This is a genomic window from Pseudomonas sp. IPO3749 (assembly GCF_013386605.1).
Taxonomy (GTDB): domain Bacteria; phylum Pseudomonadota; class Gammaproteobacteria; order Pseudomonadales; family Pseudomonadaceae; genus Aquipseudomonas; species Aquipseudomonas azotoformans_A.
On record NZ_JACARN010000082.1, the window covers coordinates 1 to 23,487 of the forward strand.

Annotated in this window: 26 protein-coding genes and 1 pseudogene; 8 read left to right on the top strand and 19 right to left on the bottom strand. The window is 61.9% G+C overall.

Going from position 1 to position 23,487, the window contains the following annotated elements; translation table 11 throughout:
• A pseudogene (locus HX812_RS27305) lies at positions 1–130 on the bottom strand (alkaline phosphatase family protein); the annotation flags it as partial.
• Positions 131–318: 188 nt separating this feature from the next.
• A complete protein-coding gene (locus HX812_RS27310) occupies positions 319–1,395 on the bottom strand; it encodes an ABC transporter substrate-binding protein (protein ID WP_038844846.1) in 1,077 nt (358 codons plus the stop codon).
• A 351-nt stretch (positions 1,396–1,746) separates the two neighbouring features.
• On the opposite strand from HX812_RS27310, the gene HX812_RS27315 reads away from it, so the two are divergent.
• On the top strand, positions 1,747–2,472 hold the full coding sequence (locus HX812_RS27315) for a UTRA domain-containing protein (protein ID WP_038844847.1): 726 nt from the start codon (positions 1,747–1,749) through the stop codon (positions 2,470–2,472).
• On the opposite strand, the gene HX812_RS27320 is transcribed toward HX812_RS27315, so the two are convergent.
• The 8 genes from HX812_RS27320 to HX812_RS27355 are packed head-to-tail and all read right to left on the bottom strand — an operon-like array spanning position 2,453 to position 8,564.
• Positions 2,453–3,367 carry a metal ABC transporter solute-binding protein, Zn/Mn family gene (locus tag HX812_RS27320; protein ID WP_038844850.1) on the bottom strand — a complete coding sequence of 305 codons (915 nt, stop codon included), beginning with the start codon at positions 3,365–3,367 and terminating at the stop codon, positions 2,453–2,455. The two genes, HX812_RS27315 and HX812_RS27320, sit on opposite strands and share 20 nt — an antisense overlap.
• Positions 3,367–4,266: a metal ABC transporter permease gene (locus tag HX812_RS27325; protein ID WP_033900316.1), complete on the bottom strand. Its 900-nt coding sequence runs from the start codon at positions 4,264–4,266 to the stop codon at positions 3,367–3,369. The genes HX812_RS27320 and HX812_RS27325 overlap by 1 nt, the downstream gene beginning before the upstream one ends.
• Positions 4,263–5,009 carry a metal ABC transporter ATP-binding protein gene (locus HX812_RS27330; protein ID WP_038844852.1) on the bottom strand — a complete coding sequence of 249 codons (747 nt, stop codon included), beginning with the start codon at positions 5,007–5,009 and terminating at the stop codon, positions 4,263–4,265. Before HX812_RS27330 ends, HX812_RS27325 begins: the two co-directional genes overlap by 4 nt.
• Positions 5,006–5,926, bottom strand: a complete 921-nt coding sequence (locus HX812_RS27335; RefSeq protein WP_038844854.1) for a metal ABC transporter substrate-binding protein — start codon at positions 5,924–5,926, stop codon at positions 5,006–5,008. The genes HX812_RS27330 and HX812_RS27335 overlap by 4 nt, the downstream gene beginning before the upstream one ends.
• A gap of 19 nt (positions 5,927–5,945) precedes the next feature.
• On the bottom strand, positions 5,946–6,506 hold the full coding sequence (locus HX812_RS27340; protein WP_038844856.1) for a DUF6162 family protein: 561 nt from the start codon (positions 6,504–6,506) through the stop codon (positions 5,946–5,948).
• The gene (locus HX812_RS27345) at positions 6,503–6,832 is read right to left on the bottom strand and encodes a hypothetical protein (protein ID WP_016980241.1); all 330 of its coding nucleotides are present in this window, start codon (positions 6,830–6,832) and stop codon (positions 6,503–6,505) included. Before HX812_RS27345 ends, HX812_RS27340 begins: the two co-directional genes overlap by 4 nt.
• Positions 6,829–7,365, bottom strand: a complete 537-nt coding sequence (locus HX812_RS27350) for a hypothetical protein (RefSeq protein ID WP_038844858.1) — start codon at positions 7,363–7,365, stop codon at positions 6,829–6,831. Before HX812_RS27350 ends, HX812_RS27345 begins: the two co-directional genes overlap by 4 nt.
• Positions 7,362–8,564 carry a PepSY domain-containing protein gene (locus tag HX812_RS27355; protein ID WP_038844860.1) on the bottom strand — a complete coding sequence of 401 codons (1,203 nt, stop codon included), beginning with the start codon at positions 8,562–8,564 and terminating at the stop codon, positions 7,362–7,364. The genes HX812_RS27350 and HX812_RS27355 overlap by 4 nt, the downstream gene beginning before the upstream one ends.
• 271 nt (positions 8,565–8,835) lie before the next feature.
• Here HX812_RS27355 and leuC point away from each other — a divergent pair, with 271 nt between their 5' ends.
• Together leuC and leuD are read left to right on the top strand one after the other, a co-directional pair.
• On the top strand, positions 8,836–10,254 hold the full coding sequence (gene leuC / locus HX812_RS27360) for a 3-isopropylmalate dehydratase large subunit (RefSeq protein WP_038844862.1): 1,419 nt from the start codon (positions 8,836–8,838) through the stop codon (positions 10,252–10,254).
• Entirely contained in the window at positions 10,251–10,865 is a 615-nt protein-coding gene (leuD, locus tag HX812_RS27365; RefSeq protein ID WP_038844864.1) for a 3-isopropylmalate dehydratase small subunit, read from the top strand. The genes leuC and leuD overlap by 4 nt, the downstream gene beginning before the upstream one ends.
• Here leuD and HX812_RS27370 read toward each other — a convergent pair.
• The 4 genes from HX812_RS27370 to HX812_RS27385 form a co-directional block, all read right to left on the bottom strand.
• Complete coding sequence (locus HX812_RS27370; protein ID WP_200864502.1) at positions 10,862–11,776, bottom strand: LysR substrate-binding domain-containing protein; 915 nt, start codon at positions 11,774–11,776, stop codon at positions 10,862–10,864. The genes leuD and HX812_RS27370 overlap by 4 nt on opposite strands.
• 78 nt (positions 11,777–11,854) lie before the next feature.
• Positions 11,855–13,159 carry a dicarboxylate/amino acid:cation symporter gene (locus tag HX812_RS27375; RefSeq protein WP_033900301.1) on the bottom strand — a complete coding sequence of 435 codons (1,305 nt, stop codon included), beginning with the start codon at positions 13,157–13,159 and terminating at the stop codon, positions 11,855–11,857.
• 83 nt (positions 13,160–13,242) lie between these two features.
• A complete protein-coding gene (locus tag HX812_RS27380) occupies positions 13,243–14,118 on the bottom strand; it encodes an alpha/beta fold hydrolase (protein WP_038844868.1) in 876 nt (291 codons plus the stop codon).
• A gap of 120 nt (positions 14,119–14,238) precedes the next feature.
• Entirely contained in the window at positions 14,239–14,700 is a 462-nt protein-coding gene (locus HX812_RS27385) for a VOC family protein (RefSeq protein WP_038844870.1), read from the bottom strand.
• A gap of 226 nt (positions 14,701–14,926) precedes the next feature.
• On the opposite strand from HX812_RS27385, the gene HX812_RS27390 reads away from it, so the two are divergent.
• Genes HX812_RS27390 through HX812_RS27400 form a run of 3 tightly spaced genes read left to right on the top strand, consistent with a single transcriptional unit; the run spans position 14,927 to position 17,619 of the window.
• Positions 14,927–16,150, top strand: a complete 1,224-nt coding sequence (locus HX812_RS27390) for an SfnB family sulfur acquisition oxidoreductase (RefSeq protein ID WP_038844873.1) — start codon at positions 14,927–14,929, stop codon at positions 16,148–16,150.
• A 3-nt stretch (positions 16,151–16,153) separates the two neighbouring features.
• Entirely contained in the window at positions 16,154–16,819 is a 666-nt protein-coding gene (locus HX812_RS27395; protein ID WP_016980232.1) for a methionine ABC transporter permease, read from the top strand.
• 29 nt (positions 16,820–16,848) lie between these two features.
• Positions 16,849–17,619, top strand: a complete 771-nt coding sequence (locus HX812_RS27400) for a MetQ/NlpA family ABC transporter substrate-binding protein (protein ID WP_038844875.1) — start codon at positions 16,849–16,851, stop codon at positions 17,617–17,619.
• An 8-nt stretch (positions 17,620–17,627) separates the two neighbouring features.
• Here the strand turns inward: HX812_RS27400 and soxR are convergent, their stop codons facing one another.
• Positions 17,628–18,080: a redox-sensitive transcriptional activator SoxR gene (gene soxR, locus HX812_RS27405; RefSeq protein ID WP_038844876.1), complete on the bottom strand. Its 453-nt coding sequence runs from the start codon at positions 18,078–18,080 to the stop codon at positions 17,628–17,630.
• A 101-nt stretch (positions 18,081–18,181) separates the two neighbouring features.
• On the opposite strand from soxR, the gene HX812_RS27410 reads away from it, so the two are divergent.
• Entirely contained in the window at positions 18,182–18,547 is a 366-nt protein-coding gene (locus tag HX812_RS27410; protein ID WP_038844877.1) for an antibiotic biosynthesis monooxygenase, read from the top strand.
• Here HX812_RS27410 and HX812_RS27415 read toward each other — a convergent pair.
• Genes HX812_RS27415 through msuE form a run of 4 tightly spaced genes read right to left on the bottom strand, consistent with a single transcriptional unit; the run spans position 18,536 to position 22,607 of the window.
• On the bottom strand, positions 18,536–19,639 hold the full coding sequence (locus HX812_RS27415) for a sigma-54-dependent Fis family transcriptional regulator (protein ID WP_033900291.1): 1,104 nt from the start codon (positions 19,637–19,639) through the stop codon (positions 18,536–18,538). The two genes, HX812_RS27410 and HX812_RS27415, sit on opposite strands and share 12 nt — an antisense overlap.
• Before the next feature lie 11 nt (positions 19,640–19,650).
• The gene (locus HX812_RS27420; protein WP_038844879.1) at positions 19,651–20,838 is read right to left on the bottom strand and encodes an acyl-CoA dehydrogenase family protein; all 1,188 of its coding nucleotides are present in this window, start codon (positions 20,836–20,838) and stop codon (positions 19,651–19,653) included.
• A gap of 56 nt (positions 20,839–20,894) precedes the next feature.
• Complete coding sequence (gene ssuD, locus HX812_RS27425; RefSeq protein WP_038844880.1) at positions 20,895–22,034, bottom strand: FMNH2-dependent alkanesulfonate monooxygenase; 1,140 nt, start codon at positions 22,032–22,034, stop codon at positions 20,895–20,897.
• A gap of 9 nt (positions 22,035–22,043) precedes the next feature.
• Positions 22,044–22,607, bottom strand: coding sequence for an FMN reductase (msuE, locus tag HX812_RS27430; protein WP_038844881.1), 564 nt, complete (start codon positions 22,605–22,607; stop codon positions 22,044–22,046).
• A 386-nt stretch (positions 22,608–22,993) separates the two neighbouring features.
• Between msuE and HX812_RS27435 the strand changes: the two genes are divergently transcribed.
• Positions 22,994–23,263 carry a hypothetical protein gene (locus HX812_RS27435; protein ID WP_038844883.1) on the top strand — a complete coding sequence of 90 codons (270 nt, stop codon included), beginning with the start codon at positions 22,994–22,996 and terminating at the stop codon, positions 23,261–23,263.
• Positions 23,264–23,487 lie beyond the last annotated feature (224 nt).

Consider the following 23,487-nt stretch of genomic DNA (forward strand, 5'->3'; position numbering starts at 1 on the left):
GCAGTTCACATTCCAGTTTGTAGAGGGCTGCGCGTCCTGCGCCGACATAGGCCTGCAAGTGCCCCATGGCGTGCCTCGCAACCTCGAAGTTCAGGCCGTCGAGCACGACAAGGATGACATTGTGCTTCATGGGGGCTGGGGCTCCGCGACAGTAGGTTTGACTCAATTTCATTGGATGAGCGGGCCAAAAGTGTGGGAGCGGGCTTGCTCGCGAAAGCTGTGTGTCAGGCGATGAATCAGTTGACTGAACCAACGCATTCGCGAGCAAGCCCGCTCCCACATTGGATCTCCAGTGGAGCTCCAATGCGGGTGGCGGACTTACTTCATCTCTACGATGACCTGCTCGTTCCACAGCTGAGGCAGTTTCTTGGACGTGGCTTCCCAGGCATCGGCATCCTTGATCGGCTGCGGGTTGGCCTTGGTGTACTGCTCGCCCGGGATCAGGTTCTTGGCGATATCGGCCGGCAGTTTCAGGTCGGTTTCAGCGCGGATTGGACGCGCATTGCCTTTCGCCAGGTTGAGTTGGCCGGCGTCGCTGAAGATGTATTCGCGGGTCAGCTTGGCGGCGTTCGGGTGCTTGGCGTATTTGTTGATGATGGTGGTGTAGCCGGATTTCACCGAGCCGTCCGATGGGATCAGCACCACGTAGTCATCCGGGTTGGCCATCTTGGCCTTGTAGCTCAGGCCGTTGAAGTCCCAGACCACGCCCACTTCGACTTCGCCTTTTTCCATGGTGGCGATGGTCGGGTTGGACAGCGAGAGACGGCCTTGCTGGGCGATCTTGGTGAAAAATTGCAGGCCGGGGGCGATGTTCTTTTCGTCGCCTTTATTGGCGATGGCGGCTGCCAGTACACCGTTGGCCGCTTGCGCTGCGGTGCTCACGTCACCGATGGAGACTTTGTACTTGCCGTTTTGCAGGTCAGCCCAACTGGTCGGCACTTCAGAGCCGTGCAGCAGCTTCTTGTTGACGATAAACGCGATGGTGCCGGTGTAGGCCAAGGCCCAGTGGCCGTCTTTATCTTTAGCCCAATCCGGAACCTGGGCCCAGGTGGACGGTTTGTACGGCTGGGTGACTTCCTGCTTCACCGCAATCGGACCGAACGCTGCGCCCACGTCACCGATGTCGGCGCTGGCGTTGTCTTTCTCAGCCTTGAACTTGGCGATTTCCTGGGCCGAGCTCATGTCGGTGTCGATGTGCTTGAGGCCGTAGGTCTTGGCCAGGTCTTCCCAGGTGCCTTTCCAGTTGGCCCAGTCATCGGGCATGCCGACGCTGTTGACGGCGCCTTCTGCCTTTGCGGCAGCTTCCAGGGTTTTTAGATCGGTATCAGCGGCCATGGCGGCGGTGCACATGGCAATGGTCGAGCCTAACAGTGATGCCAGGAAAAGCTGTTTCATCCGAAGCTCCTTTGGGCGTTTTCAACGCTGCGTTTTTATCGACGTTTGCGGTGGTGTTGGTCTAGGTCAGCAATACCTGAGCCAATCTAGGCTCGATGGATGACAGTTTCATGTCGATGTCGTTTTTAAATCGCTGATGTCGCTTGTCGCAGAGTTAGCGTAGACCATGCCCAAGTGCCCGCATTGATTGGACTTGGCCGATGTATTGCAGGGTGTGCTAAGGGCGATGGATACGGACTGTCATCTGTCGGTCATCTGTAATGCCTAGGCTGGCAAGCTTGAGTGTTGGCCGGTTTACGCAGCGGTTTGTGCACCGGATCGGTGCTGGTCTAGTCCAGATAGGTAACGTTGATGCGTGATGAGGCAATCAAGGCGGTGACATCCATTGGCCTGGCGCTGCAAGAGCAGATCGATCACGGTTTGTTGCCGCCTGCCAGCAAACTGCCTGCCGAGCGCAAGCTCAGCGAGTTGTTTGGTACCACCCGGATTACGGTGCGGGAAGCCTTGTTACAACTTGAGGCACAGGGCCAGATCTATCGCGAGGAGCGGCGCGGTTGGTTTGTCTCACCGCCACGGCTGGCGTACAACCTGATGCAACGCAGCCACTTTCACGCCATGGTCAGCGACCAGGGGCGCGTGGCTTCCACGGAAGTCATCTCTGCACGCCTGCAACCGGCCTCGGCGGCGGTGTGTGCGTGGTTGCAGTTGCCCGCGCTGTCCAGTGTGATCCAGATCTGCCGGGGACGGCGGATTGATGGGCGCTTGGTGCTGTATGTAGAGCACTACCTGAACCCGCAGTATTTTCCGGGGATCCTGGCGTGTGATTTGAATCAGTCGATGACGGAGCTGTATGCGCGCAAGTACGACCTGCACTACGGGCGCGTGCGCTTTGAAATCGTGCCGACCTCACTGCCGGTGGAAGCCGCGGCCGCGTTGCGCGTGTCGGTGGGCAGCCCGGGCTTGCGGATCGCCCGGGTCAATTATGACCAGCACCAGCGGTTGATCGATTGCGACCTGGAGTTCTGGCGGCATGATGCCATTCATGTCGGTGTGGATGTTACGGGGTCAGCGCCTTGATCACCTGATCCACATTGGTTTCCAGCTCTGTCACCGGCTCCGCACCGTCCACATTCAACACCAACAGTTTTGAATCACCGGCAGTGATAGCCGCCTTCACCGCGTCACTCGGCTGCCGATGATGCAGCACCACTGCCACCTCGTTGTCCTTCAGCTCGGCACTCAGTTTCTGCAACGCCTCAGGCGTCCACTCCGCGTCGGGTCGCGCATCGGTGCTGAGTACTTCCAGGTTCAAACTGCTGACCAGGTACGCGAAGTGATCACTCAGGCTGACCACGCTCAGGTTATCCACCTTGGCCAGTCGCGCCTCGCTGTCGGCGGTGAGCTTGAGCAGGCGCTGCTTGAGGGTGGCGAGGTTGGCGTCGATCTTCGGCTTGGCGTTGGGCGCCAGGCGGCTCAGGTCGGCGGCCAGCACATCGGCCATGCGTCCCATGTTGTTGCTCGACTGCCACGGCTGGCTGTTCAGGCCATCGGTGACGCCCGGCTGCACCGCGATGCCCGGCAGACCGCCGTCCACCGGACGTGCAGCGTCGACTTCGACGATGCGGATGTTGCTGCGCCGCGCCACCGGGTACAGCGGGTCATCGGCCCACAGCGAGCGCAGGCCGATGGCAGCGTCGGCGTCCAGTGCCAATTTGCTCAGGGCCGGCGCGCCTCGGCCGGTGAAGTAGGACACTTGTCGCGAACCTGGCAGGTTGGCCGGGGCGGCGCGTTCGAGTTGTACGTCGGTGCCTTTGAGCAGCACTTCAGCCAGGCCATAGGTGATCGGCAGCGAGGCCAGCACTTTGACCGGTTTTGCCGCGTGGGCAGCTGGTTTGGCCGCTTCAGCCGCCATCAATGGCGTGGGGAACAAACAGGCGATGGCCAGGGCCAGGGGAGAAAGAACGGAGCGCATTATCCAAGATTCCCTTTAAGGCTGGGCACCGTACCGCGCGCGATGGCGGCAAGGGCGAAGGCGATACCGGCGACCAGAATGATGGCGGCGCCGGACGGCACAGGCAGGTCGAAGATGATCGGCAACAGGATCCCGCACAGGGTGCTGACGGTGGCGATCGCGACCGAGATCCAGAAGAAGCCCTTGAGCGACTGGCTCAACAGGCGTGCCGCGGCGGCTGGAATGACCAACAGCGCCCCCACCAGGATCGCGCCGATGACCTTGACCGCCGCGACGGTGATCAGCGTCACCAGGATCACGAACAGATAATCCAGGGTCTTCACCGCCACGCCGCGCACCGCCGCCAATTGCGGGTTGAAGCTGGCCAACATGATGCGGTTGTACAGCGGCAGCGCCAGGGCCATCACCAGCGAGCCGACCACCGCCAGCACCAGCAGGTCGTTGCCGTTGACCGTCAACACCGAGCCGAACAGCACGTTCTCGAGGATATGCACGTTGATCTTGCCCGCCAGGATCAGCAACAGGCTCGCACCTAGCGCCAGGGACACCGACAGGAACACGCCGATCAAGGTATCCGGCGCCAGGCCGGTGCGGTTGCGCAGGTAGTTGAGCAAGATGCCGAACAGCAGGCAGTAGCCGAACAACGCGCCATAGGGGCCGGTGTAGGGTTCACCGAGCAGGATGCCCACCGCCACGCCCGTCAGCGCCGCGTGGCCGACCGCTTCGGAGAAAAACGCGAAGCGCTTGACCACCACCAGCGTGCCCAAACCGCCCAGTACCGGGCCGATGAGCAGACCGGCGAGCAGGGCATTGACCACGAAACCGTAGGCCAGCGCTTCCGGCAGATAACCGGAAGAGGCCCAGCCCTGGACCATCAAGCGAAAAGCTTCATAACTCATTGCGCCGGGCTCCGAGGGTGGGTGGAGAACAGGGTCAGCAGGCGATCCGGGGTCAACGCCTCTTTGGGCGTGGCGTCGAACAGCACGCGGCGGTTCAGGCCGGTGACGCGGTCGGCCAGGCGGCCCACGGCCTCCAGGTCATGCTCGATCCACAGCACGGTGATCCCGGCCCGGCGCCAGTCATTGAGCAGGCGTTCGAACACCTGGATACCGGCTTCATCCAGCGCCGACATGGGTTCATCCAACACCAGCAGTTGTGGCGCCGGGATCAGTCCCTGGGCCAGCAACACGCGCTGGCGTTCACCGCCGGACAGCGCGCCCATGCGCCGTTTGCGTTTGTCCTGCATACCGACGCGCTCCAGCGCATCGCCAATCGCACCGGCGTAATGCTTGGACAGGCCGAGAAACGCCGGACGTCGCTGGCACATGGCGGCCATGAAATCATCCACGGTCATCGGCAAGCCCCGATCAAATTCCAGGGCCTGCGGCACATAACCGATGGTGCCGGGCGCGGCTGGCCAGTGCAGGCTCAAGCGTCCCTGGTGAGGGGTTTGCCCGAGCAGCGTCTTGATCAACGAGCTTTTGCCGCCGCCGTTGGGGCCAACCAGTGCATGGATACTGCCCGGCTGTACCTGGAAGCTCACGTCATCCAGGATCACCGTGCGTCCCAGCGTCAGTGCAACCTGATCGAACTCAAGCGTCGGGCCGACGCTGACGGCATTCAGCTGTTCCGCCGCCGTCATGCCCCCGACTCCTGAATGGCTCGCACCACCGTGTTGAGGTTACCGGTCATCTCCACTTCGTACTTCTCGGCGCTGTATTCGCCGTAGGAAATATGCGACAGCGGGTACAGCTTGACCCCGGACTCACGCTGGATGGTGTCGACGTAGGTGGACGGGAAATCCATCTCCGAGAAGATCACCTTCACGTCCAGGGCGCGCAGTTCATCGATGGTCTTCTTCAACTGGCTCGGGCTTGGCTCGATGCCGTGGGCCGGTTCGACCACCGCAGTGACTTCCAGACCGAATTCGCGCAGCAGGTAGTCATAGGCCGCGTGCACGGTGGCTACGCGCAGGTCCGGGTTGGGCGCGCTGGTCAGCTTGGCGAGCGCATCGGCGCGCATCTGGCGCAGACGCTTGCCGTAGGCACGGGCGTTCTGGGTGTAGGTCTTGGCGTTGTCCGGGTCGAGCTTGCCCAGTTCGCGGGCGATATTGTTGACCTGGGCAATCGACGCACTGATCGACAAGAACGTATGCGGGTTGACCACCTTGCCCGCACCGCGCGCGGCGTTACCGGTGGCGGCCAGCAGCGGCACGTTGGCGTTGGCCTCGATCACCGGGATGTCCGGGCGTTCGCTGGTGGCGATCATGCGGTCGGCGAAATCATCGTGGCCGACGCCGTTGAGCACGATCACGTCCAGGGTGCCGATGCGCTTGATGTCTTCGGCGCGCGGCTCGTAGGCATGGGGGTTGAAGCCGGCCGGAATCAGCGGCACCACTTCGGCCTTGTCGCCGACGATATTCGCTACGTAGCTGTAATAAGGGTGCAGGGTGATGCCGATACGCAGGCGCTTGGCCGCCTCAGCATTAGCCAGGGGAGCCAGCATCAGGCTGAGCAGGCCAACCAGCAACAGGCGCAACAGGGGAGATGAAATAGACATGGGCAATCGGTCTTCTCGTTCAGTGACGGTGCTGGCGGGTGACGCCGGCATCGAATTGCGCGACCACTTGCTGCCAGCCGGCCGCGATCAGCGCCTGGTCAGTGAGGTCGGAAGGGGCGGCGAGGTTGGCCTGGCGATTGAGCCAGATATCCGGCTCGGTACCGTGCACACGCATCAGCAGCGAGCCGCTGGTGGCCGGTGCCTGGCTCAGGCCCAGGTAGGCCGAAGGCTCCAGCAATTGCCAGCGGTGATCGCCACGGCTGACCGAACTGGCGTCCTGGGCAAAGGGCGCAAAACCTTCTTCGGCCAGTTGCGCCGGGCTGGGCAGCGCGCTTTGCTCCTGCTGCAACAGCTGGATCTCATCCAGGGTCACCCGCAGGTCGGCGTAGATGCCTTGCTCGGCGGCGCTCAGGTCGCGGCGCGCATCCAATTGGTGGCTGGGTACGGCCGCCACTTCCTGGGATTCACCGTGCAGCGCGATCACCGAGCCTGCCACCGCGAGGATGATCAGGCATAACAGCAGCACGTAGAGGGTTTCATGACCGGCGCCGGCGGGGCGTACAACCTGTGTGGTAGTCATTGCGGCTGGATATCCGCTTGGTCAATTTCCACCACGTGGCCTGGACCTGCATCAAATAACACGTAGAACTCGGCCGACGGCTTCTTGAAGGTCAGGGTCGAGTCCTCACCCAGCTTGCCGGGCACCAGGATGGTTTCGTCATAGCCGATCACATCGAGGGTCACGCCGGGCGCGCCGCTGCCGTCGGAAAAGCCGCCTTTGCACTGGATCTGCTCGCCGGGGATTTCCTTGCACTCGCACATCGGGTTGTGGGCCAGGGCGACGGTACTGAAACCGGCGCACATCAGCAGGACGCCACAGGCGCGGGTCATGCGCATCAAAGTCATGGTTTAACTCCTTGCTTGTTCAGCCAGGCAATAGTGGCAGGCGAGGCCTGGCTCAACGGGATGGAACCCTGGTGCATCGTGCCGTCCCAGCCTTCCATGGTGACCCACAGTTCGGCGTCGGCGGGTGTGCGTTCCGGGATCGGCAGGCCGGCGCCCATGCGGTACGGCGTGCCGAAGAAGATCACCCCGGCGGCGCGCAGGCTGCGCGGCTTGCCGATGCGCAGGTAGGTGGCCTTGACCTGGTCGGCGCAGGTGTCACACAGGGCGGCGTTGAAAAACTTCATCGGGCCGGCCGGGTCGGGACGCGGGCCTTCACTGCGGAACTCCGCGAGGGTCAGGCTCCAGGGGCCGACCTGCACTTCACCGGCCACCCGCTCGCCGATGCCGGTGTCGCCGCGAAACAGCGCTGCGTCAGCAAAATACTTGGGCATGAAGCCCAGAGGGATCAGCAACAGCAGCACATTGATATGGAAGCGCCATTTCAGCCAGAAGGCCCGCAGCGGCGAAGGTTTGGCAGCAGCGACCTGGCTCATGGGGTGACCTCCGAGGTTTCAGCCTGTCTGGCGGGGATGGCCGCCGGCTTGTGTTGGGTCTTGGCTTCGCGCTTGAGGGCATTGAGGGTGGCCAGGGCGGTGCGCTTGGTCCAGATCAGCAGGCCGCTCAACACCATCATGCTCATGATCAGGCCGAAGAACGCCCAGATCAGCTTGATCCATATCCCACCAAAGTCGCCGGTGTGCAGCGGGCGCATGGACTCGGTGACGAACTCCAGCTTCGAGCGATCGGACAGCAAGTGCGCCGCCGCGACTTCACCGTCATAAGGGTTGATCTGCGCGGTCTGGAACATCAGCGGATACCAGCCGCGCCCGCCGATCTGCAGGTGGCTGTAGGCATTGAGCGGCAGGCTGATGAAACTCGCTTCCAGGCCAGGGATGCGCTGGGTGGCGATCTTGATCGCCTCGTCCACGGGAATCATGGGGGCCGGCACGCCGGGTGCCGACATCGGCACTTTTTCCCGTGCAATCACCGGGATGACCGGCTCGGTGGAAATCGAGATCTGGTTATCCCCCAGGATCGCCCGGATCAGGAACCAGATGCCGGTGACGGAAATCACCGCGATGAACCAGATCGACCAGATACCGCTCAAGCGGTGGAAGTCACCCCAGAAGATCCGCGCGCCATGGCGAATACGCAGGGTAGGGCGCAGGAAGCCCTTCCAGAACTTCTTGTACACCACCAGCCCGGTGACCAGCGACGCCAGCAGCGGAATACCCAGTGCCGAGACCAGGTACCAGCCCCAGCTGTAGCCATTGGTGAACGGCACCAGCCACCAGCCGTGCAGGGCGCGGGTAAAGGCCTGGAAGTTGAACGACGGGCTGATGCCCTGGATCGCGCCGGTGTAGGGGTTGACGTAGACCTCCACGGAACGCCCGTCGGGGTAGCTGAGGTCGACGCTGAGGGCGAAGTGGGATTCGTCGGGTCGGCTGATCGACTGGACGAACACCTGGGGCTCTTCGCGCTTGATCGCGGCGATCACCTGGTCGTAGCTCAGGGGTTCGGCGTCGTCCGTCGGCTTGCTCGCGCGGATATCCGGGTTGGCCAGCCAGACGATCTCCTGGCTGACCACCGCCAGGGTGCCGGTGACGCAGACGATCAGTACAAAGAACCAGATGGGCAAGGCCAACCAGCTATGTACGAGAAACCAGAGTTTGGAGCGTGACTTCTTCGACATGTGAATGCGGGTCTTGATCGGAGGGGGGCAGTGAAGGCCCGGAAAAGGCCAGTCGTAGCTTTTGCTGACGCGACAGGCTGTATCTAAGTTAAGACGGATGAGAATGAGAAATCCCTAACCCGGATATGAAAGAAAATGTTTCAGGTTCACATTCAGGCCGCTTAAACGCCTTGATCGAACACGAAGCATGTTCCAAGCCATCACCCAAGCGGCATTGATGGGACCGAGGCGCTGCGTAGGATGGGCTCATACCGTTGAGTGAGCCTAAGAAATGACTGCCAGAACCCTCTACGACAAACACATCGACTCCCACACGGTGTGCTCCCTGGATGACCAGGGCCATGTCCTGCTTTATATAGATCGCCAGGTGATCAACGAATACACCAGCCCCCAGGCCTTCAGCGGCTTGCGCGAAGCCGGGCGCACGGTGTGGCGTCCCGGCACGGCGTTGGCCGTGGTCGACCATGTGAACCCCACCACGCCCCAGCGCATCGCGGCGATGCCGGATGCAGGTGGCGCGCGGCAAGTGTCGTACCTGGCGGAGAACTGCCGGGACTTCGGCATCGAACTGCTGGACATCCTCGACAAGCGCCAGGGCATCGAGCACGTAATCGCCCCGGAACAGGGTTTCATCCTGCCGGGCATGGTGATTGCTGCCGGTGACAGCCACACCACCACCTACGGCGCCCTCGGGGCCTTTGGTTTTGGCATCGGCACCTCGGAAATCGAACACCTGCTGGCTTCCCAGACCCTGGTCTACAAACGTCTGAAAACTATGCGGGTGACGGTAGACGGTGACCTGGCGCCGGGTTTGACCTCAAAAGACGTGATCATGGCGCTGATCGGCAAGATCGGCGCGTCCGGCGCAACGGGCTATGCCATTGAATTTCGCGGCTCCACCATCGACGCGCTGAGCGTCGAGGCGCGCATGACCATCTGCAACATGGCGGTGGAAGCGGGCGCACGCGGCGCCTTCATGGCACCGGACGAAAAAGTCTTCGCCTACCTCAAGGGCAAACCACGCGCACCGCAAGGCGATCTGTGGGAAAAAGCACTGTTGGAGTGGCGAAAACTCCACACCGATGACGACGCGGTGTTCGACCGGGAAGTGCAACTCGACGCCTCCACCCTGGAACCCATGGTCACCTGGGGCACCAGCCCTGACCAGGCCGCGCCCATCGGCGCCCGCGTGCCCGACCCGCAGGACGTCAGTGACCTGATCCTGCGCCAGGACATGCGCCGCGCCCTCAACTACATGGGCCTGGAAGCCGGCATGCCGCTGAGCGAGATTGTCATCAGCCACGCCTTCATCGGCTCCTGCACCAACGCCCGTATCGAAGACCTGCGCGACGCCGCCAGCGTGGTGCGCGGCAAACACGTGGCCGACCATGTGCGCGCGATGATCGTGCCCGGCTCCACCGAAGTCCGTGACCAGGCCGAAGCCGAAGGGCTGGCGGCGATTTTTATCGAGGCTGGCTTCGAATGGCGCCAGTCGGGCTGCTCGATGTGCCTGGCGATGAACGACGACGTGCTGGCCCCCGGCGACCGCTGCGCCTCCAGCACCAACCGCAACTTCGAAGGCCGCCAGGGCGCGGGCGCACGCACTCACTTGATGAGCCCGGCGATGGTCGCCGCCGCTGCCATTACTGGCCGCCTCACTGATATCCGCCACTTTGGAGCACGCCCATGAGCCTGCAACCCTTCACCCTGGTCACCGGCCAGGCCGCGCCGATGCTGGCGGCCAACATCGACACCGACGTGATCATGCCCAAGCAATTCCTCAAGGGCATCGACCGCAGCGGCCTGGACCGCGGGCTGTTCTTCGACTTGCGCTTCTTGGCGTCCGGCGAGCCCAACCCGGAATTCGTGCTGAACCAGCCGGCCTGGCAGGGCGCGAGTTTCATGGTGGTAGGGCCGAACTTCGGCTGTGGTTCCAGCCGTGAACATGCGGTGTGGGGCTTGAAGCAAATGGGCATCCGCGCCCTGATCGGCAGCAGCTTTGCCGGGATTTTCTATGACAATTGCCAGCGCAACGGGGTGTTGTTGATCACTTTGGACGAGGCGGTGTTGCAGCGGCTGGGCCAGACGGTCAGCCAGGCGGACCAGGCGCAGATCAGCGTGGACCTTGAAGCCCAGGCGATTCGCTTGGCGGATGGCGAGGTGATCCCGTTCCAGATCGATACCCTGCGTAAAACTGCGTTGCTATTGGGCTTGGACGCCATCGGCAGCACCTTGCAACGCCGTGAAGAGATCAAGGCTTTCGAACGCCAGCACCTGGCAACCAATCCCTGGCTGAGCTAAATCGACAACCCTTTGAAATGCTCCTGCAAGAACTCCACGCAGGCGCGCAACTTGCCGGAATACGCCAACCGTGTCGGGTACACCGCCCACACGTTGGCGCTCTGGGTATACCCGTGCAGCACCTGCACCAGCTTGCCTTGTTCCAATAGCGGTTTCACATCCCACATCGAGCGCAGCAATACCCCGCGCCCATCCAACGCCCACTGCAACACAATCTCGCCATTATTCGACGACAACGGCCCGCGCACGCGCACGCTTTCCTGGGCGCCGTCGTATTCCAGGTTCCAGATGCCAAACGCGTTATCGCGCTCCTTGAGCACCAGGCAGTCGTGCTGCTCCAGCTCGCTCAGCTGTTGCGGTGTTCCGCGCCGCTGCAGATAAGCCGGCGCCGCGCACAGTACGCGGCGGTTGCTCACCAGTCGGCGGCCGATGTGCTGGCCGGGGATATCGTCGCCCACGCGGATCTCCAAATCGAAGCCTTCGCTGACGATGTCCACCACGCGGTCAAACAGGTCCAGGCGGATTTCCAGGTCCGGGTACTGTTCCGCCAGCAGCGACAGGGCGGGCGCCACATGGTTGCGGCCGAAACCAAAGCTGCTGCACAGGTGCAGGCGGCCACGGGGGCTGTCGTGTGCGTCAGAGAGTTCATCGGAGAGTTGCTGGAAGTCTTCCAGGATACGCACGGCCCAGCGCTGCACCCGCTCGCCGTCTTCGGTCAGGGCGATGCGTCGGCTGGTGCGGTGCAGCAAGCGGGTGGCCAGGGTGGTTTCAAGGATCTGGATGCGCTTGCTGACATAGGCCGGCGACAAGCCCAGCTCATCGGCGGCCGCTGCGAAGCCGGCCTTGCGGATCACGGTCAGGAACACCCGCAGGTCTTCGGGTAGGGGCACGGTATCTTTCTTATTGGTCATCAGAAACAGGGCTGGCGGCATGAGCCGCCAGAATAGCACCGGATCGGTGTGCCTTCCGGCACACCTGGCCGCCTTGGGTTACTCGGCAGCGATCTTCGCTTGAGCGGCTGCCCGCGCATGTCGGCCGTGCTTGAGCGCGATAGGCGCCATTTTCTCACGGTCCAGTTCACCCTCCCAGGCGGCCACCACCAGCGCGGCCACGGCATTGCCGATGATATTGGTCAGCGAGCGGCATTCAGCCATAAAGCGGTCTACGCCGAGAATCAACACCATCGCTGCCACCGGCACGGTCGGCACCACCGCCAAACTCGCCGCCAATGCGACAAACCCCGCGCCGACCACCGCCCCGGCGCCCTTGGACGTCAGCATGGCCACCGCCAGCAGCGTCAACTGCTGTTCCAGCGGCAAGTGGATGTTGGTGGCCTGAGCCAGGAACAACACCGCCAGGGTCATATAGATGTTGGTGCCGTCCAGATTGAAGGTGTAGCCGGTCGGCACCACGATGCCCACCACGCCCTTGGAGGCGCCCAGGCTTTCAAGTTTCTGGATCAATTGCGGCAGCGCCGATTCCGACGAGCTGGTGCCCAGCACGATCAGCAGCTCCGACTTGATGTAACCCATCAGTTTGAAAATGCTGAACCCTGCGTAGCGGGCGATGCTGCCCAGCACCACGGCAATGAAGAAAAACGCGGTGATATAGAAGGTGCCCACCAGCTTCAACAACGGCAGCAACGAACCCACGCCGTATTTGCCGATGGTGAACGCAATCGCGCCAAAGGCCCCGATTGGCGCGACCCGGCTGATGATGCCGACGATGCGGAAGAACACTTCGCTGGCCTGGTTGATCACCCCCACCAGCGGCCGGCCCTTTTCACCGACCATCACCAGGCCCACGCCAAACAGCACCGAGACGAACAGCACCGGCAGGATTTCACCCTTGGAGAACGCATCGAAAAACGTCGCGGGGATCACATGCAGCAGGAACCCGACGATGCCTTCACCGTGTTCGGCCTGGCCGACAAAACCGGCGATGGCCGAGCTGTCGAGGGTTTTCACGTCAATGTTGAAACCGACGCCCGGATGCAGCAGGTGCGCGGCGAGAATGCCGATCAACAGGGCAATGGTCGAGACGACTTCGAAGTACAGCAGCGCCTTGCCGCCAACGCGGCCGACCTGTTTCACGTCGTGCATGCTGGTGATGCCGGACACCACCGTGCAGAAGATAATCGGGCCGATGATCATCTTGATCAGTTTGATGAAGCCGTCGCCCAAGGGCTTGAGGTCGATGCCGATCTGCGGCCATTGATGGCCGATCAACACGCCCAGCGCGATGGCGATGAGCACCTGGATATACAGGGTTCCCAGCAGTTTTCTGATTGTCATTGTTATTATCTCGCAGTCTTTTTTGGGCAAGCAGACCCCGTCGCAGGCGTTGGCGCGCCTGCGTGGGGGAGTGAATCAGGGGATCAGCGAAGGAAGGTCAGGACTTCGCCCAGCAACAACTCGGGAGCCTCTTCGGCAATGTAATGGCCGGCCGGCAGGGCTTTGCCGCACACGTCGGAGGCGACTTTCTGCCATTCCTTGAGCGGCTCGAAACAGCGGCCGACGGTGCCTTCGGCGCCCCACATCACCAGCAACGGCAGGTTCAGCTGATGGCCGGCGTCGATATCCGCCTGGTCGTGCTCAAGGTCGATACCGGCGGCAGCGCGGTAGTCCTCACAGATTCCGGTGGCAGCGCCCGGCAGTTTCAGGCAGCGCAGGTATTCGGCGAAGGCCTCGTCGGTAAACGGCTTGAGCCCGGCACTGCGACTGCCCATCACGCTGCGCAGGTACAGCTGCGGGTTGCCCTCGATCAAGGCTTCCGGCAACGGTGCCGGGCGGATCAGGAAGAACCAGTGCCAGTAGGCACGGGCGAAGGCTTCGTCGGTTTGCGCATACATTGCCAGGGTAGGGGCGATGTCCAGCAGCACCATGCGTTGCACGGCGGTCGGGTGGTCCAGGGCCAGGCGATGGGCCACGCGGGCACCACGGTCATGGGCCAGCACCGAGAACTGCTCAAAGCCCAGGGCTTTCATGAGTTCAACGCCGTCCCGGGCCATTTCGCGTTTTGAGTAGTTGGTGTGGTGGTCATTGGCCGGCGGCTTGCTGCTGTCGCCATAACCGCGCAGGTCGGCCGCCACCACGGTGAAGTGCTCGGCCAATTGCTCGGCGACTTTGTGCCAGATGACGTGGGTTTGCGGGTGCCCGTGTAGCAGGAGCAGGCCGGGACCTGTACCGCCTTTGCGGTAGCTGATGTCCACGCCGTTGACGTGGCAGCTGTCTTTTTGGAATCCGGCGAACATGGAATGACTCCTTGTGATGATTGCCTGCATCCTGGAATCACGCGGCGTTCGGGGCAAGGGCGAAAACGTGGAGGGGTTGTTCATGAAGTGTGTAGGAGCCGGCGGGCCGGCCCCCGTCGATCAGCCTTGCACGAACATGGCCTGGGCTCGTTCGCGGATCTGCGCCTCGGTCAGGTCTTCCTGGTGGGTGGCCAGGAACCACACATGGCCGAATGGATCCTTCAGCGTGCCGGAGCGATCGCCGTAGAACTGGTCCTTGGGTTCGGAGATCGGTGTGCCACCGGCTGCGATGGCTTGTTTGTATTGCGCGTCGACGTCATTGACATACACATGCAAACCGACGCTGGTGTGGCCATCACGCGGGCTGCCAAACGCACTTTCATCGCAGGGTGAACCCAGCATGATCGGCGAGTCACCGATGCGCAGCTCGGCGTGGCCGACTCTGCCGTCGGGCATGTCCAGGCGCATGGCTTCGATGGCGCCAAAGGCTTTCTTGTAGAACTCGATGGCTTCGGCCGCTTTTTCGACGCCCAGGTAGGGCGTGACGCTGTGGAAACCCTCGGGAATGGGTTTAACGCTCATTTCGTTCTCCTTGAGTGGTGGTTATGGAGGGACGGCCTTTTCACTATAGGCCACGTACGCCGGGGCCTGCGGGCAACCGACGAGGTGTTCGCCAGGCAACAGCGAACCGGCAGTTTGCTGCGCCATAAGCGGGTAGGGGGCGCGTTTTTACGGCCAAACCACCGGTTTCCGGGCTCGGCACAGAAGCTGCAATACCTCTGGCAAACCATTCGCCCGAGAGCGTTGTATGTCTGTACTGCCTGTATCTGCCGATTACCCTATCCACACGCCCCATGCCGCCTTGATCCGCGATGCAACCGAGGCGATTGCCGTCGCCCACCGCGTCGCTGCCGTCCTTCTGGAGCAAGACGCCGAGCGCGACCGCACCCGCCAGGTGCCCGCCGAGGTGGTGGACCTGTATTCCAACAGTGGCCTGTGGGGCATCAGTGTGCCGCGCGCGTTCGGCGGGGCGCAGGTGTCTTACGCGGTGCTGGCCCAGGTGATTGCGATTATTTCGGCGGCCGACCCGTCATTGGGGCAGATCCCGCAGAACCACTACTGCCTGCTGGAAGATATCCGCTTGCAGGGCACGCCCGAGCAACAGGCGCATTTCTTCGGCTTGGCCTTGCAGGGCCATCGCTTTGCCAATGCGCTGTCGGAAACCGGCGGCAAGCACGTGCAGGACATCCAGGCCACTATTCGCCGCGAAGGCGACGGCTATGTGATCAACGGGCGCAAGGGCTATTGCACCGGTTCGCTGTACGCCCATTGGCTGGCGGTGCTGGCACTGGATGAACAGCAAAATGCCCAGTTGGCCTTTGTACCGCGTGGCACTGAAGGGCTGGTGGTGGTCGACGATTGGGACAGCATGGGCCAGCGCACCACCTCCAGCGGGACGGTACTCGCGCAGGACTTGCGGGTGCCGGCGTTCAATCTGTTTCCTACGCACAAATCCTACGATTCCCCGACCTTGGCCGGCCCTTTCGCACAACTGACCACTGCCGCCATTGACGCGGGTATTGCCCGTGCGGCGCTGCGTGACACGGTGCAGTTCGTGCAGCAATTCGCCCGGCCATGGATTGACGCTGGGGTGGAGAAAGCCAGTGAGGATCCACTGACCATCATTCAGGTCGGTGCCCTGGATATTCGCCTGGAAGCCGCTGAAGCCTTGCTCGACCGCGCCGGCTTTGCCCTGGACGCCGCGCGCTCGGCCCCAGATGAAGACAACGTCGCGCACGCGTCCCTCGCCGTCGCCCGCGCAAAAGTGCTGACCACTGAAATCGCCATCGAAGCCAGCAACAAACTGTTCGAACTGGGGGGCACCCGGTCCACCTTGAAAAAGCACAACTTCGACCGCCACTGGCGCAACGCGCGGGTCCACACCCTGCACGACCCGGTGCGCTGGAAGTACCACGTGGTGGGCAATTGGCTGCTCAACGGCGCCAAGCCGCCGCGCCATGACTGGTCGTGATCCATGGCCGAACTGTTCAAGAACATCTATTGGGCCGACATCGGCCAGGCCTGCCTGGAAACCCTGAGCATGCTCGCCGCTGCGCTGGGTTTTACCGTGCTGCTGGGGCTGCCCCTGGGCGTGCTGCTGTTTCTCACCGGCAAGCGCCAGTTGCATGAGGCGCTGGTGGTGTATCGGTTGCTGTCGGTGGTGGTCAACGTGTTGCGTTCGCTGCCGTTCATCATCCTGCTGATCGTGTTGATCCCGCTCACCACCTTGCTGGTGGGCACCTCCCTCGGTGTGCCGGGCACCATCCCGCCGCTGGTGGTGGGCTGTACGCCGTTCTTTGCACGGCTGGTGGAAACCGCGCTGCGTGAAGTGGATCGCGGCGTGGTCGAGGCCACCCAATCCATGGGCGCCAGCACTTGGCAGGTGATCCGCCACACCCTGTTGCCGGAGGCCCGGGGTGGGCTGCTGGCGGCAGTGACCGTGACCGCGATTGTGCTGGTGGACTACACCGCCATGGCCGGCGTGATCGGTGGCGGCGGCCTGGGTGACCTGGCAATTCGCTACGGCTACCAGCGCTTTCAGACCGACGTAATGGTGGTCACCGTGGTGCTGCTATTGGTGCTGGTTCAGGCCCTGCAGATGACCGGTGACCGTTTGGTGGCGCGTTACAGCCGCCGTTGATTCCTATAACAACTGCTTTCGGAGCCTGTATGAAAAAGTCCCTGGCCATTTTGGCCGCTGTCCTGTCGTTGAATGCCTTTGCCAATGAAAAACTGGTGATCGGTGCGACCCCTGTGCCCCATGCGGAAATTCTCGAGTTCGTCAAACCGGTGCTGGCCAAGGAGGGCGTGGACCTGCAGATCAAAGTCTTCACCGACTTTATCCAGCCCAACCAACAACTGTCGCTGAAGAACATCGACGCCAACTATTACCAGTACCGCCCGTTCCTCGACGACTACAACAAGACCCGTCACACCGATCTGGTGCCGGTGGTGGGCGTGCATATCGAACCCTTTGGCGCTTACTCGACCAAGATCAAAAACATCTCGGAGCTCAAGGACGGCGCCACGGTGTCGATCCCCAACGACCCGGTCAACACGGGCCGCGCCCTGGTGCTGCTGGATGAGGCGGGCCTGATCAAACTCAAGGATCCGAGCAACACCCTGAGCACGCCGCGCGATATCGCGGAAAACCCCAAGCATTTGAAAATCCGCGAACTGGAAGGCGCCTTGCTGGCCCGTTCCGTGAGCCAAGTGGATTTGGCGTTTGTGTTTGCCAACTACGCGCTGGAAGCGGGGATCGATACCAACAGTGCGTTGATCGTGGAGAAGGGCAAGTCGCTGTATGTCGAGTACCTGGTGGCGCGGCCGGATAACATCAACGACCCCCGTATCCAGAAACTGGCCAAGGCGTTGAATTCCGATGAGGTGCGCCAGTTCATCCTGACCCGTTACAAAGGCCAGATTGCCCCTGGTTTTTGATCCCGCGTCTATTCAGTGGTGGCCGTCGGCTCAAGCAATTGAGCCCCCGGCCCACGCTCACCCAACTGGTCATCCTGATTCCGCAACGGGCACGCCTCCATCGACAGGCACCCGCAACCGATACAGCCATTAAGCTTGTCCCGCAGCAGCATCAGCTTATTGATGCGCTCATCCAGGTCTTCCCGCCACAGTGCGGACAAGCGCTCCCAATCCTGCGCCGTGGGCGTGCGTCCATCCGGCAAGGCCTGCAACGCCTCGCCGATCGTTGCCAGTGGTATGCCCAAACGCTGGGCGATCTTGATCACCACCACGCGCCGCAACACATCCCGTGGATAACGCCGCTGGTTGCCGGCATTGCGATTGCTCCTGATCAACCCCTTGGTTTCATAGAAATGCAGGGCCGTGACCGCCACACCGCTGCGGGCGGCCAGTTGGCCGACCGTGAGTTCCTTGTTGAGCATGAAAAAACTCCCAGACAACGCTTGACCTTGACTTAACTAGAGGTTTTACCCTGCGTGGCATCGAATCGCAAGATTCTGCCTACAGAGGAAGGGGAGTGTTCATGCAGGTATCAGAGAGAAATCGCAGCTTCACTCAATTGATCGAATTTCAGATCGAGCCCCAGCAGCAAGTCGCCCTGGTGGCGGCCTTGACCACCCAAAGCGAACGCCTGGCCCAAGGCCACGGCGGCTTTATCAATGCCAGTGTGCAGGTCAGCGATGACGGACGGCGGGTGCTCAACTACCTGCAATGGCGCTCGCGTGAAGACGGCGAGGCGGCGTTCCAGTGCTTTGAGCATGGCGAGGAAGATTTCTGGACGCTGATCCGCGCCCACCAGGCCACGGCAGTGACCTTTGGTTCGTTCCAGGTGCTGCGCAGTTTCGAGCGCAGCCATGACAACGCGTTGCACTGCCGCCTAAATGGATAAATGCAGCATGCGCTCGCCTTGCACGTTTTCACCGGGGCGGCGCTTGTTCACCGCCAGCTCGCCGATCTTGATCAGGCGCGTGCGTGTGACGTTACGGCTCAAGCCCAGCAGGTTGGCGGTGTGCACCTGGTTGTAATGGCTGAAACGATAGGCGGCGCGTAGCAGGGCGTCTTCGACCTTTTCATGCAGGGCGCCGGCCTGTTCTTCAAACAGCTTCTGGAAGGCGCGCGCGAGCAAGGCTTCGGCGCTGTTGTCGGTGCCGTGCGGGCTGTCGTCCTGGCGTTCGATGCGCATATTCGACAGGCGCAGGTCGTCCCGTTCGATCACGCCGTTACGGCAGATCAACAGGGTGTGGTGAATCACGTTCTCCAGCTCGCGGATATTGCCAGGCCAGCTGTAGCTCTTGAGCTTTTGCTCGGCCTCGCGGCTGATGGTGATCGGGCCGTAGCCCAAGCGCTGGCTATAGGCTTCGATGAAGTGTCGGGTCAGCGGCAGGATATCGCCGGGGCGCTCGCGCAACGGGCTGAGTTCCAGGCTGACCACGTCAAGGCGGTAATAGAGGTCTTCACGGAAATGCCCGGCGTTGATGGCTTTTTCCAGTTGCACGTTGGTCGCGGCCAATACACGCACATCAATCGGAATGCTCTTACGCGAACCCAGGCGCACGACCTCACGTTCCTGTAGGACGCGCAACAGCTTCACTTGGATTGCCATCGGCAGATCGCCGATCTCATCGAGGAACAAGGTGCCGCCGTCTGCCTCTTCAAACCAGCCAGCCTTGGCACTGAGGGCGCCGGTAAAGGCGCCTTTTTCATGGCCGAACAGCTCGGCTTCCACCAGGGATTCGGAGAACGCCCCGCAATTCACCGCCACGAACGGCCGGTTGCGCCGCGCGCTGAGGTTATGGATATGGCGCGCCACCAGCTCTTTACCGGTGCCGGTCTCGCCGATGATCAGCACGCTGGCTTCGCTGGGCGCCACTTGCTGGATATGGTCGAGCAGCGCCTGGGATTTCGGGTCTTCGAAGACCTGGGCCGTGGCGCGGATCGACGTCGCAAGGGCGGGCGAGGGCGGTAGGGTCAACAGCTGCATGGGCACCTCTCTTAGGAATAGAACGTAGGAATCGGCAGGGATTGGTTCAACGCCCAATCCCCCAGTTCGTGGAGTTTGTAGTCCACCGGATCGTGCAGGGTCTGTGTGCGCAGGTTGCGCCAGTGACGGTCCAGACGCAGCGAGGCGTGGGTGGAGCGCGCGCCGGTCACTTCAAACAACCGGCTGCACAGGTCCAGGCCCTGGCGGGTGGCGGCGACTTTGGCGGTGGCGATGGCGATAGCCAATTGGCCGCGCTCGGTTTCGCTGAGGTTCGCACCCTTGGCCCAGGCTTGGTCGAGCAGCTCGGCGGCGCGTTCCACCAGCAGGCGAATACCTTCCAGGGCGACCCAGAACTCACCGTAGTGATGCAGCACGTAAGGGTCTTGGCGCACGTCTTCAGCCGAGGACTTATGCCAGGCGCGCGTTTCGGTCAGGGTGTAATTGCGGGCTTCTTCGAAGGCGCCTTCGGCAATCCCGAGAAACATATGCGTGAAGGTCAACTGGGCAATCAGCGGGCGCAGGCAGGCAAAGGGCGTGCTCAGTGGGCCGGGATCGAGCAGCAATTCGGATTCTTCCACGCGTACGCGTTCGAAGCTGGCGCTGCCGCTGTCGGTCTGACGCTGGCCGATATTGTTCCAGTCATTGTGCAAAGTGATGCCGCTGCGCCCGCTGGGGATTGCGGCGATCAGCAGCTTGCCGCCCGCCGTTTCATCGACTGCCGAGGCGATCAGCATCTCCGAGTCGCTGGCGCCGGAACAGAAGCTCTTTTTGCCGGAGAACTCGCGCCAGCCGCCGAAATCCTTGACCACGGTGCGGGTGTCCAGCGGGTTGAGGGCGTTGCCCCAAAACCAGTTTTTGCGTGCGGTCTGTTCGAACCAGGGTTGCCATTGGTCCGGGCGCGCAAACAGGCGCACGGTAGCGAGCATCAGGTGGTGAAAACCGAAGACGTGGGCGATGGAACTGTCGACCTTGGCGAACTCGCGCACGATCCCCAGGGTTTCGCTCCAGCGCGCACCGAGGCCGCCGTATTGGGTGGGGATGCTCAGGGCGAGCAGGCCGCTGTGACGCAGGGCGTCGCGTTCGGCTTTGGGCGTGCCGCCGCGCTCGTCGCGCTCGACGGCGGTAAGGGCGAATTCGGCGGCCAGCAGTTTGGCGGTCTGCAAAGGGGAGGGCAGGACGCTGTGGGGTTTGGCTGTCACGGGGTTTCCTCTTTTATAGGCGGGAGCGGCCAGGGCCGTTCCCGCTGCTCAGCCCATCAGGCCTTGGCTGGCAGTACATCGTTGGCAATCATTTCGCCGAACGGGCCAGTGAGGTTGGTGACACCACGCCCGGCCAGGCTGGCGTAGGGTTCCGGCAGCAGCGGGAACACCAGCTCGGCAAAGCGATACGCCTCTTCCAGGTGCGGGTAGCCGGAGAAGATGAAACTCTCGATCCCCAAATCCGCGTATTCCTTGATGCGCTCGGCGACTTGTTGCGGGTTGCCCACCAGTGCTGTGCCGGCACCGCCGCGCACCAGCCCGACGCCGGCCCACAGGTTGGGGGCGATTTCCAGGTTGTCGCGGCGCCCGTCGTGCAGGGCGGCCATGCGGCGCTGGCCTTCGGAGTCGAAGCGCGAGAAGGATTTTTGCGCGGCGGCGATGGTTTCGTCGCTGATGTGTTCGATCAGTTTGTCGGCGGCTTTCCAGGCGTCCTCTTCGGTTTCACGCACGATCACATGCAGGCGAATGCCGAACTTCACGGTGCGCCCGTGGCGCGCGGCGCGTTCACGCACATCCGCGAGTTTTTCCGCGACGGCGGCCGGCGGTTCGCCCCAGGTCAGGTACACATCGACCTGTTCGGCGGCGAGGTCGTGGGCGGCGTCGGAGGACCCGCCAAAATACAGCGGCGGATAAGGCTTCTGCACCGGTGGGTACAGTGCCTTGGCGTTCTGCACGCGCAGGTGTTTGCCTTCAAAATCTACCGATTCGCCCTGCAATACACGGCGCCAGATCTGTAGGAATTCATCGGAGACTTCGTAACGTTCACTGTGGTCGAGGAAGCTGCCGTCGCCACGGTTTTCATCGGGGTCGCCACCGGTCACCACGTTGATCAGCAAGCGGCCGTTGGACAGACGATCCAGCGTCGCCGCCATGCGTGCGGAGACCGTCGGCGAAATGATACCCGGACGAATTGCCACCAGATAACGCAGGCGTTCGGTCAGCGGCACCAGCGCCGAGGCGATGACCCAGGAGTCTTCGCACGAGCGTCCGGTAGGAATCAGCACGCCGTGGTAACCCAGGCTGTCAGCCGCTTGGGCGACTTGTTTCAGATAATTGAGGGTGACCGGCCGCGCACCTTGGGTGGTGCCCAGGTAATGCCCGTCGCCATGTGTTGGCAGAAACCAGAAAACATCCATGACCAATCCTTAAGCGATTTTCAGCAGAGAGGGGGAGTGCGCTGCAAACAAAGGCGCAGCGCGTTCTGCCGCCAGTTGAATACGGGCTTTTAATAGTTCACTGGTGATTTGGTAGTCGGTGAAGTCGGCTTCGGTGGCATACACACCGATCGGCAAGGTCAATGCCTGGAAAAAGCTGAACAGCGGACGCAGTTGGTGATCGAGCACCAGCGCATGACGTTCGCTGCCGCCAGTGGCGGCGAGCAGTACCGGCGTATTGATCAAGGCGTTGAGGCCAACCAGGTCGAACAGATGCTTGAGCAGGCCGGGGTAGGAGCCACGATAGACTGGCGCGGCGACGATCAGCAGGTCGGCCTGTTCGATGGCCAACAGTTGGGATTCGACGTCTGCCGGCAGTTCGTCACGGGACAGTGCCCCACCCAGCGGCCGGGCAATCTCGCCCAGTTCGATGAGGGTGGTCTGGATCGGCAGCAACGTGGCCAGTTCGGCGAGCACTGCTTGGGTCAGCACGAGGGTGCGTGACGGGCGCCAGGTTCCGCCAGAGAGGGCAACGACATTCAGGGGACGGATCATGAACAGTTCCTTTTTCAACAGTGGAGTGCAACCTGGTGAGCAAGAGCTATACCAACGGGCGCAGGCCTTGATTGGCGTGGGTTGCAAGCTCACTGCCGAAAAGTGTCGCTGTTGTCTGGCTGGTGATTTGTTGATTGGCTGTTGCGCGAGCAACAGTTGCGTGGGCAACAGTGCCAACGCGATGCAGCGTCAGTTATAGAGGGTTGTAGTTATTCCGTAAATGAACGTATTTCCATATTTATAGATCATAAAGAAATATGTGAGTGCCGCTATCGCAGGTGCCTTGGCGGTTGATAGCGACTATCGAGGCAGGTGATTTTTCACCGTGCGGGCCCGGGAGTAGCCTGTGTTCATTGACTCGAAACCTCCTTTGCAGGGCCGCCGCCATGAACCGATTCCTCGCCATTTCCTTATTGATCGTCAGCTCAGTCCTTGCCGGATGTGCGACCCATCCTTCACCTGAATTGCGCCCCTACACGGCGGAAGAAACCAAACAGTTGGCCCTGGAAGCATTGAGCCGTCGTGGTTTGTCGTTTGATGAATACCAACAGCAGCGCGCCGCACTGACCGGCCAGCCACAGAAGCCTTTCGGCTTTGATCGCCAGGGCGAAATGAACGCCGAACGCAGCGTGACCCTGCATGGTCGTCCCAGTTGATCCCGCGCCTGACGGCAAAAAGCCCGAGGATTCCCCTGAGGAACCTCGGGCTTTTTGTTTTCCATGGTGCGACTTCAGCCTGTTAAGCTGAATTTCAGGAGCGTTCCTACGCACATTTTCATAAAGTGGTCCTTCTTTAATGGCATGCGATCGGTTAAACCTGACAACCTCTGTCCCGGTCCGTGCCCCTGAGACGCTGCTCTCGGGAACCTGCTCTGCGAGTT

Excerpts from the sequence above, each read along its gene's own strand:
- HX812_RS27320 (WP_038844850.1), bottom strand. The coding sequence starts at position 3,367 with ATGCGCTCCGTTCTTTCTCCCCTGGCCCTGGCCATCGCCTGTTTGTTC.
- HX812_RS27385 (WP_038844870.1), bottom strand. The coding sequence starts at position 14,700 with ATGAGCGTTAAACCCATTCCCGAGGGTTTCCACAGCGTCACGCCCTAC.
- HX812_RS27395 (WP_016980232.1), top strand. The coding sequence starts at position 16,154 with ATGGCCGAACTGTTCAAGAACATCTATTGGGCCGACATCGGCCAGGCC.
- ssuD (WP_038844880.1), bottom strand. The coding sequence starts at position 22,034 with ATGGATGTTTTCTGGTTTCTGCCAACACATGGCGACGGGCATTACCTG.
- HX812_RS27350 (WP_038844858.1), bottom strand. The coding sequence starts at position 7,365 with ATGAGCCAGGTCGCTGCTGCCAAACCTTCGCCGCTGCGGGCCTTCTGG.
- HX812_RS27410 (WP_038844877.1), top strand. The coding sequence starts at position 18,182 with ATGCAGGTATCAGAGAGAAATCGCAGCTTCACTCAATTGATCGAATTT.
- msuE (WP_038844881.1), bottom strand. The coding sequence starts at position 22,607 with ATGATCCGTCCCCTGAATGTCGTTGCCCTCTCTGGCGGAACCTGGCGC.
- leuD (WP_038844864.1), top strand. The coding sequence starts at position 10,251 with ATGAGCCTGCAACCCTTCACCCTGGTCACCGGCCAGGCCGCGCCGATG.
- HX812_RS27315 (WP_038844847.1), top strand. The coding sequence starts at position 1,747 with ATGCGTGATGAGGCAATCAAGGCGGTGACATCCATTGGCCTGGCGCTG.
- HX812_RS27390 (WP_038844873.1), top strand. The coding sequence starts at position 14,927 with ATGTCTGTACTGCCTGTATCTGCCGATTACCCTATCCACACGCCCCAT.
- HX812_RS27370 (WP_200864502.1), bottom strand. The coding sequence starts at position 11,776 with ATGACCAATAAGAAAGATACCGTGCCCCTACCCGAAGACCTGCGGGTG.
- HX812_RS27415 (WP_033900291.1), bottom strand. The coding sequence starts at position 19,639 with ATGCAGCTGTTGACCCTACCGCCCTCGCCCGCCCTTGCGACGTCGATC.
- HX812_RS27335 (WP_038844854.1), bottom strand. The coding sequence starts at position 5,926 with ATGTCTATTTCATCTCCCCTGTTGCGCCTGTTGCTGGTTGGCCTGCTC.
- HX812_RS27330 (WP_038844852.1), bottom strand. The coding sequence starts at position 5,009 with ATGACGGCGGCGGAACAGCTGAATGCCGTCAGCGTCGGCCCGACGCTT.
- soxR (WP_038844876.1), bottom strand. The coding sequence starts at position 18,080 with ATGCTCAACAAGGAACTCACGGTCGGCCAACTGGCCGCCCGCAGCGGT.
- HX812_RS27375 (WP_033900301.1), bottom strand. The coding sequence starts at position 13,159 with ATGACAATCAGAAAACTGCTGGGAACCCTGTATATCCAGGTGCTCATC.
- HX812_RS27435 (WP_038844883.1), top strand. The coding sequence starts at position 22,994 with ATGAACCGATTCCTCGCCATTTCCTTATTGATCGTCAGCTCAGTCCTT.
- HX812_RS27345 (WP_016980241.1), bottom strand. The coding sequence starts at position 6,832 with ATGACTTTGATGCGCATGACCCGCGCCTGTGGCGTCCTGCTGATGTGC.
- leuC (WP_038844862.1), top strand. The coding sequence starts at position 8,836 with ATGACTGCCAGAACCCTCTACGACAAACACATCGACTCCCACACGGTG.
- HX812_RS27380 (WP_038844868.1), bottom strand. The coding sequence starts at position 14,118 with ATGTTCGCCGGATTCCAAAAAGACAGCTGCCACGTCAACGGCGTGGAC.
- HX812_RS27355 (WP_038844860.1), bottom strand. The coding sequence starts at position 8,564 with ATGTCGAAGAAGTCACGCTCCAAACTCTGGTTTCTCGTACATAGCTGG.
- HX812_RS27310 (WP_038844846.1), bottom strand. The coding sequence starts at position 1,395 with ATGAAACAGCTTTTCCTGGCATCACTGTTAGGCTCGACCATTGCCATG.
- HX812_RS27340 (WP_038844856.1), bottom strand. The coding sequence starts at position 6,506 with ATGACTACCACACAGGTTGTACGCCCCGCCGGCGCCGGTCATGAAACC.
- HX812_RS27325 (WP_033900316.1), bottom strand. The coding sequence starts at position 4,266 with ATGAGTTATGAAGCTTTTCGCTTGATGGTCCAGGGCTGGGCCTCTTCC.
- HX812_RS27400 (WP_038844875.1), top strand. The coding sequence starts at position 16,849 with ATGAAAAAGTCCCTGGCCATTTTGGCCGCTGTCCTGTCGTTGAATGCC.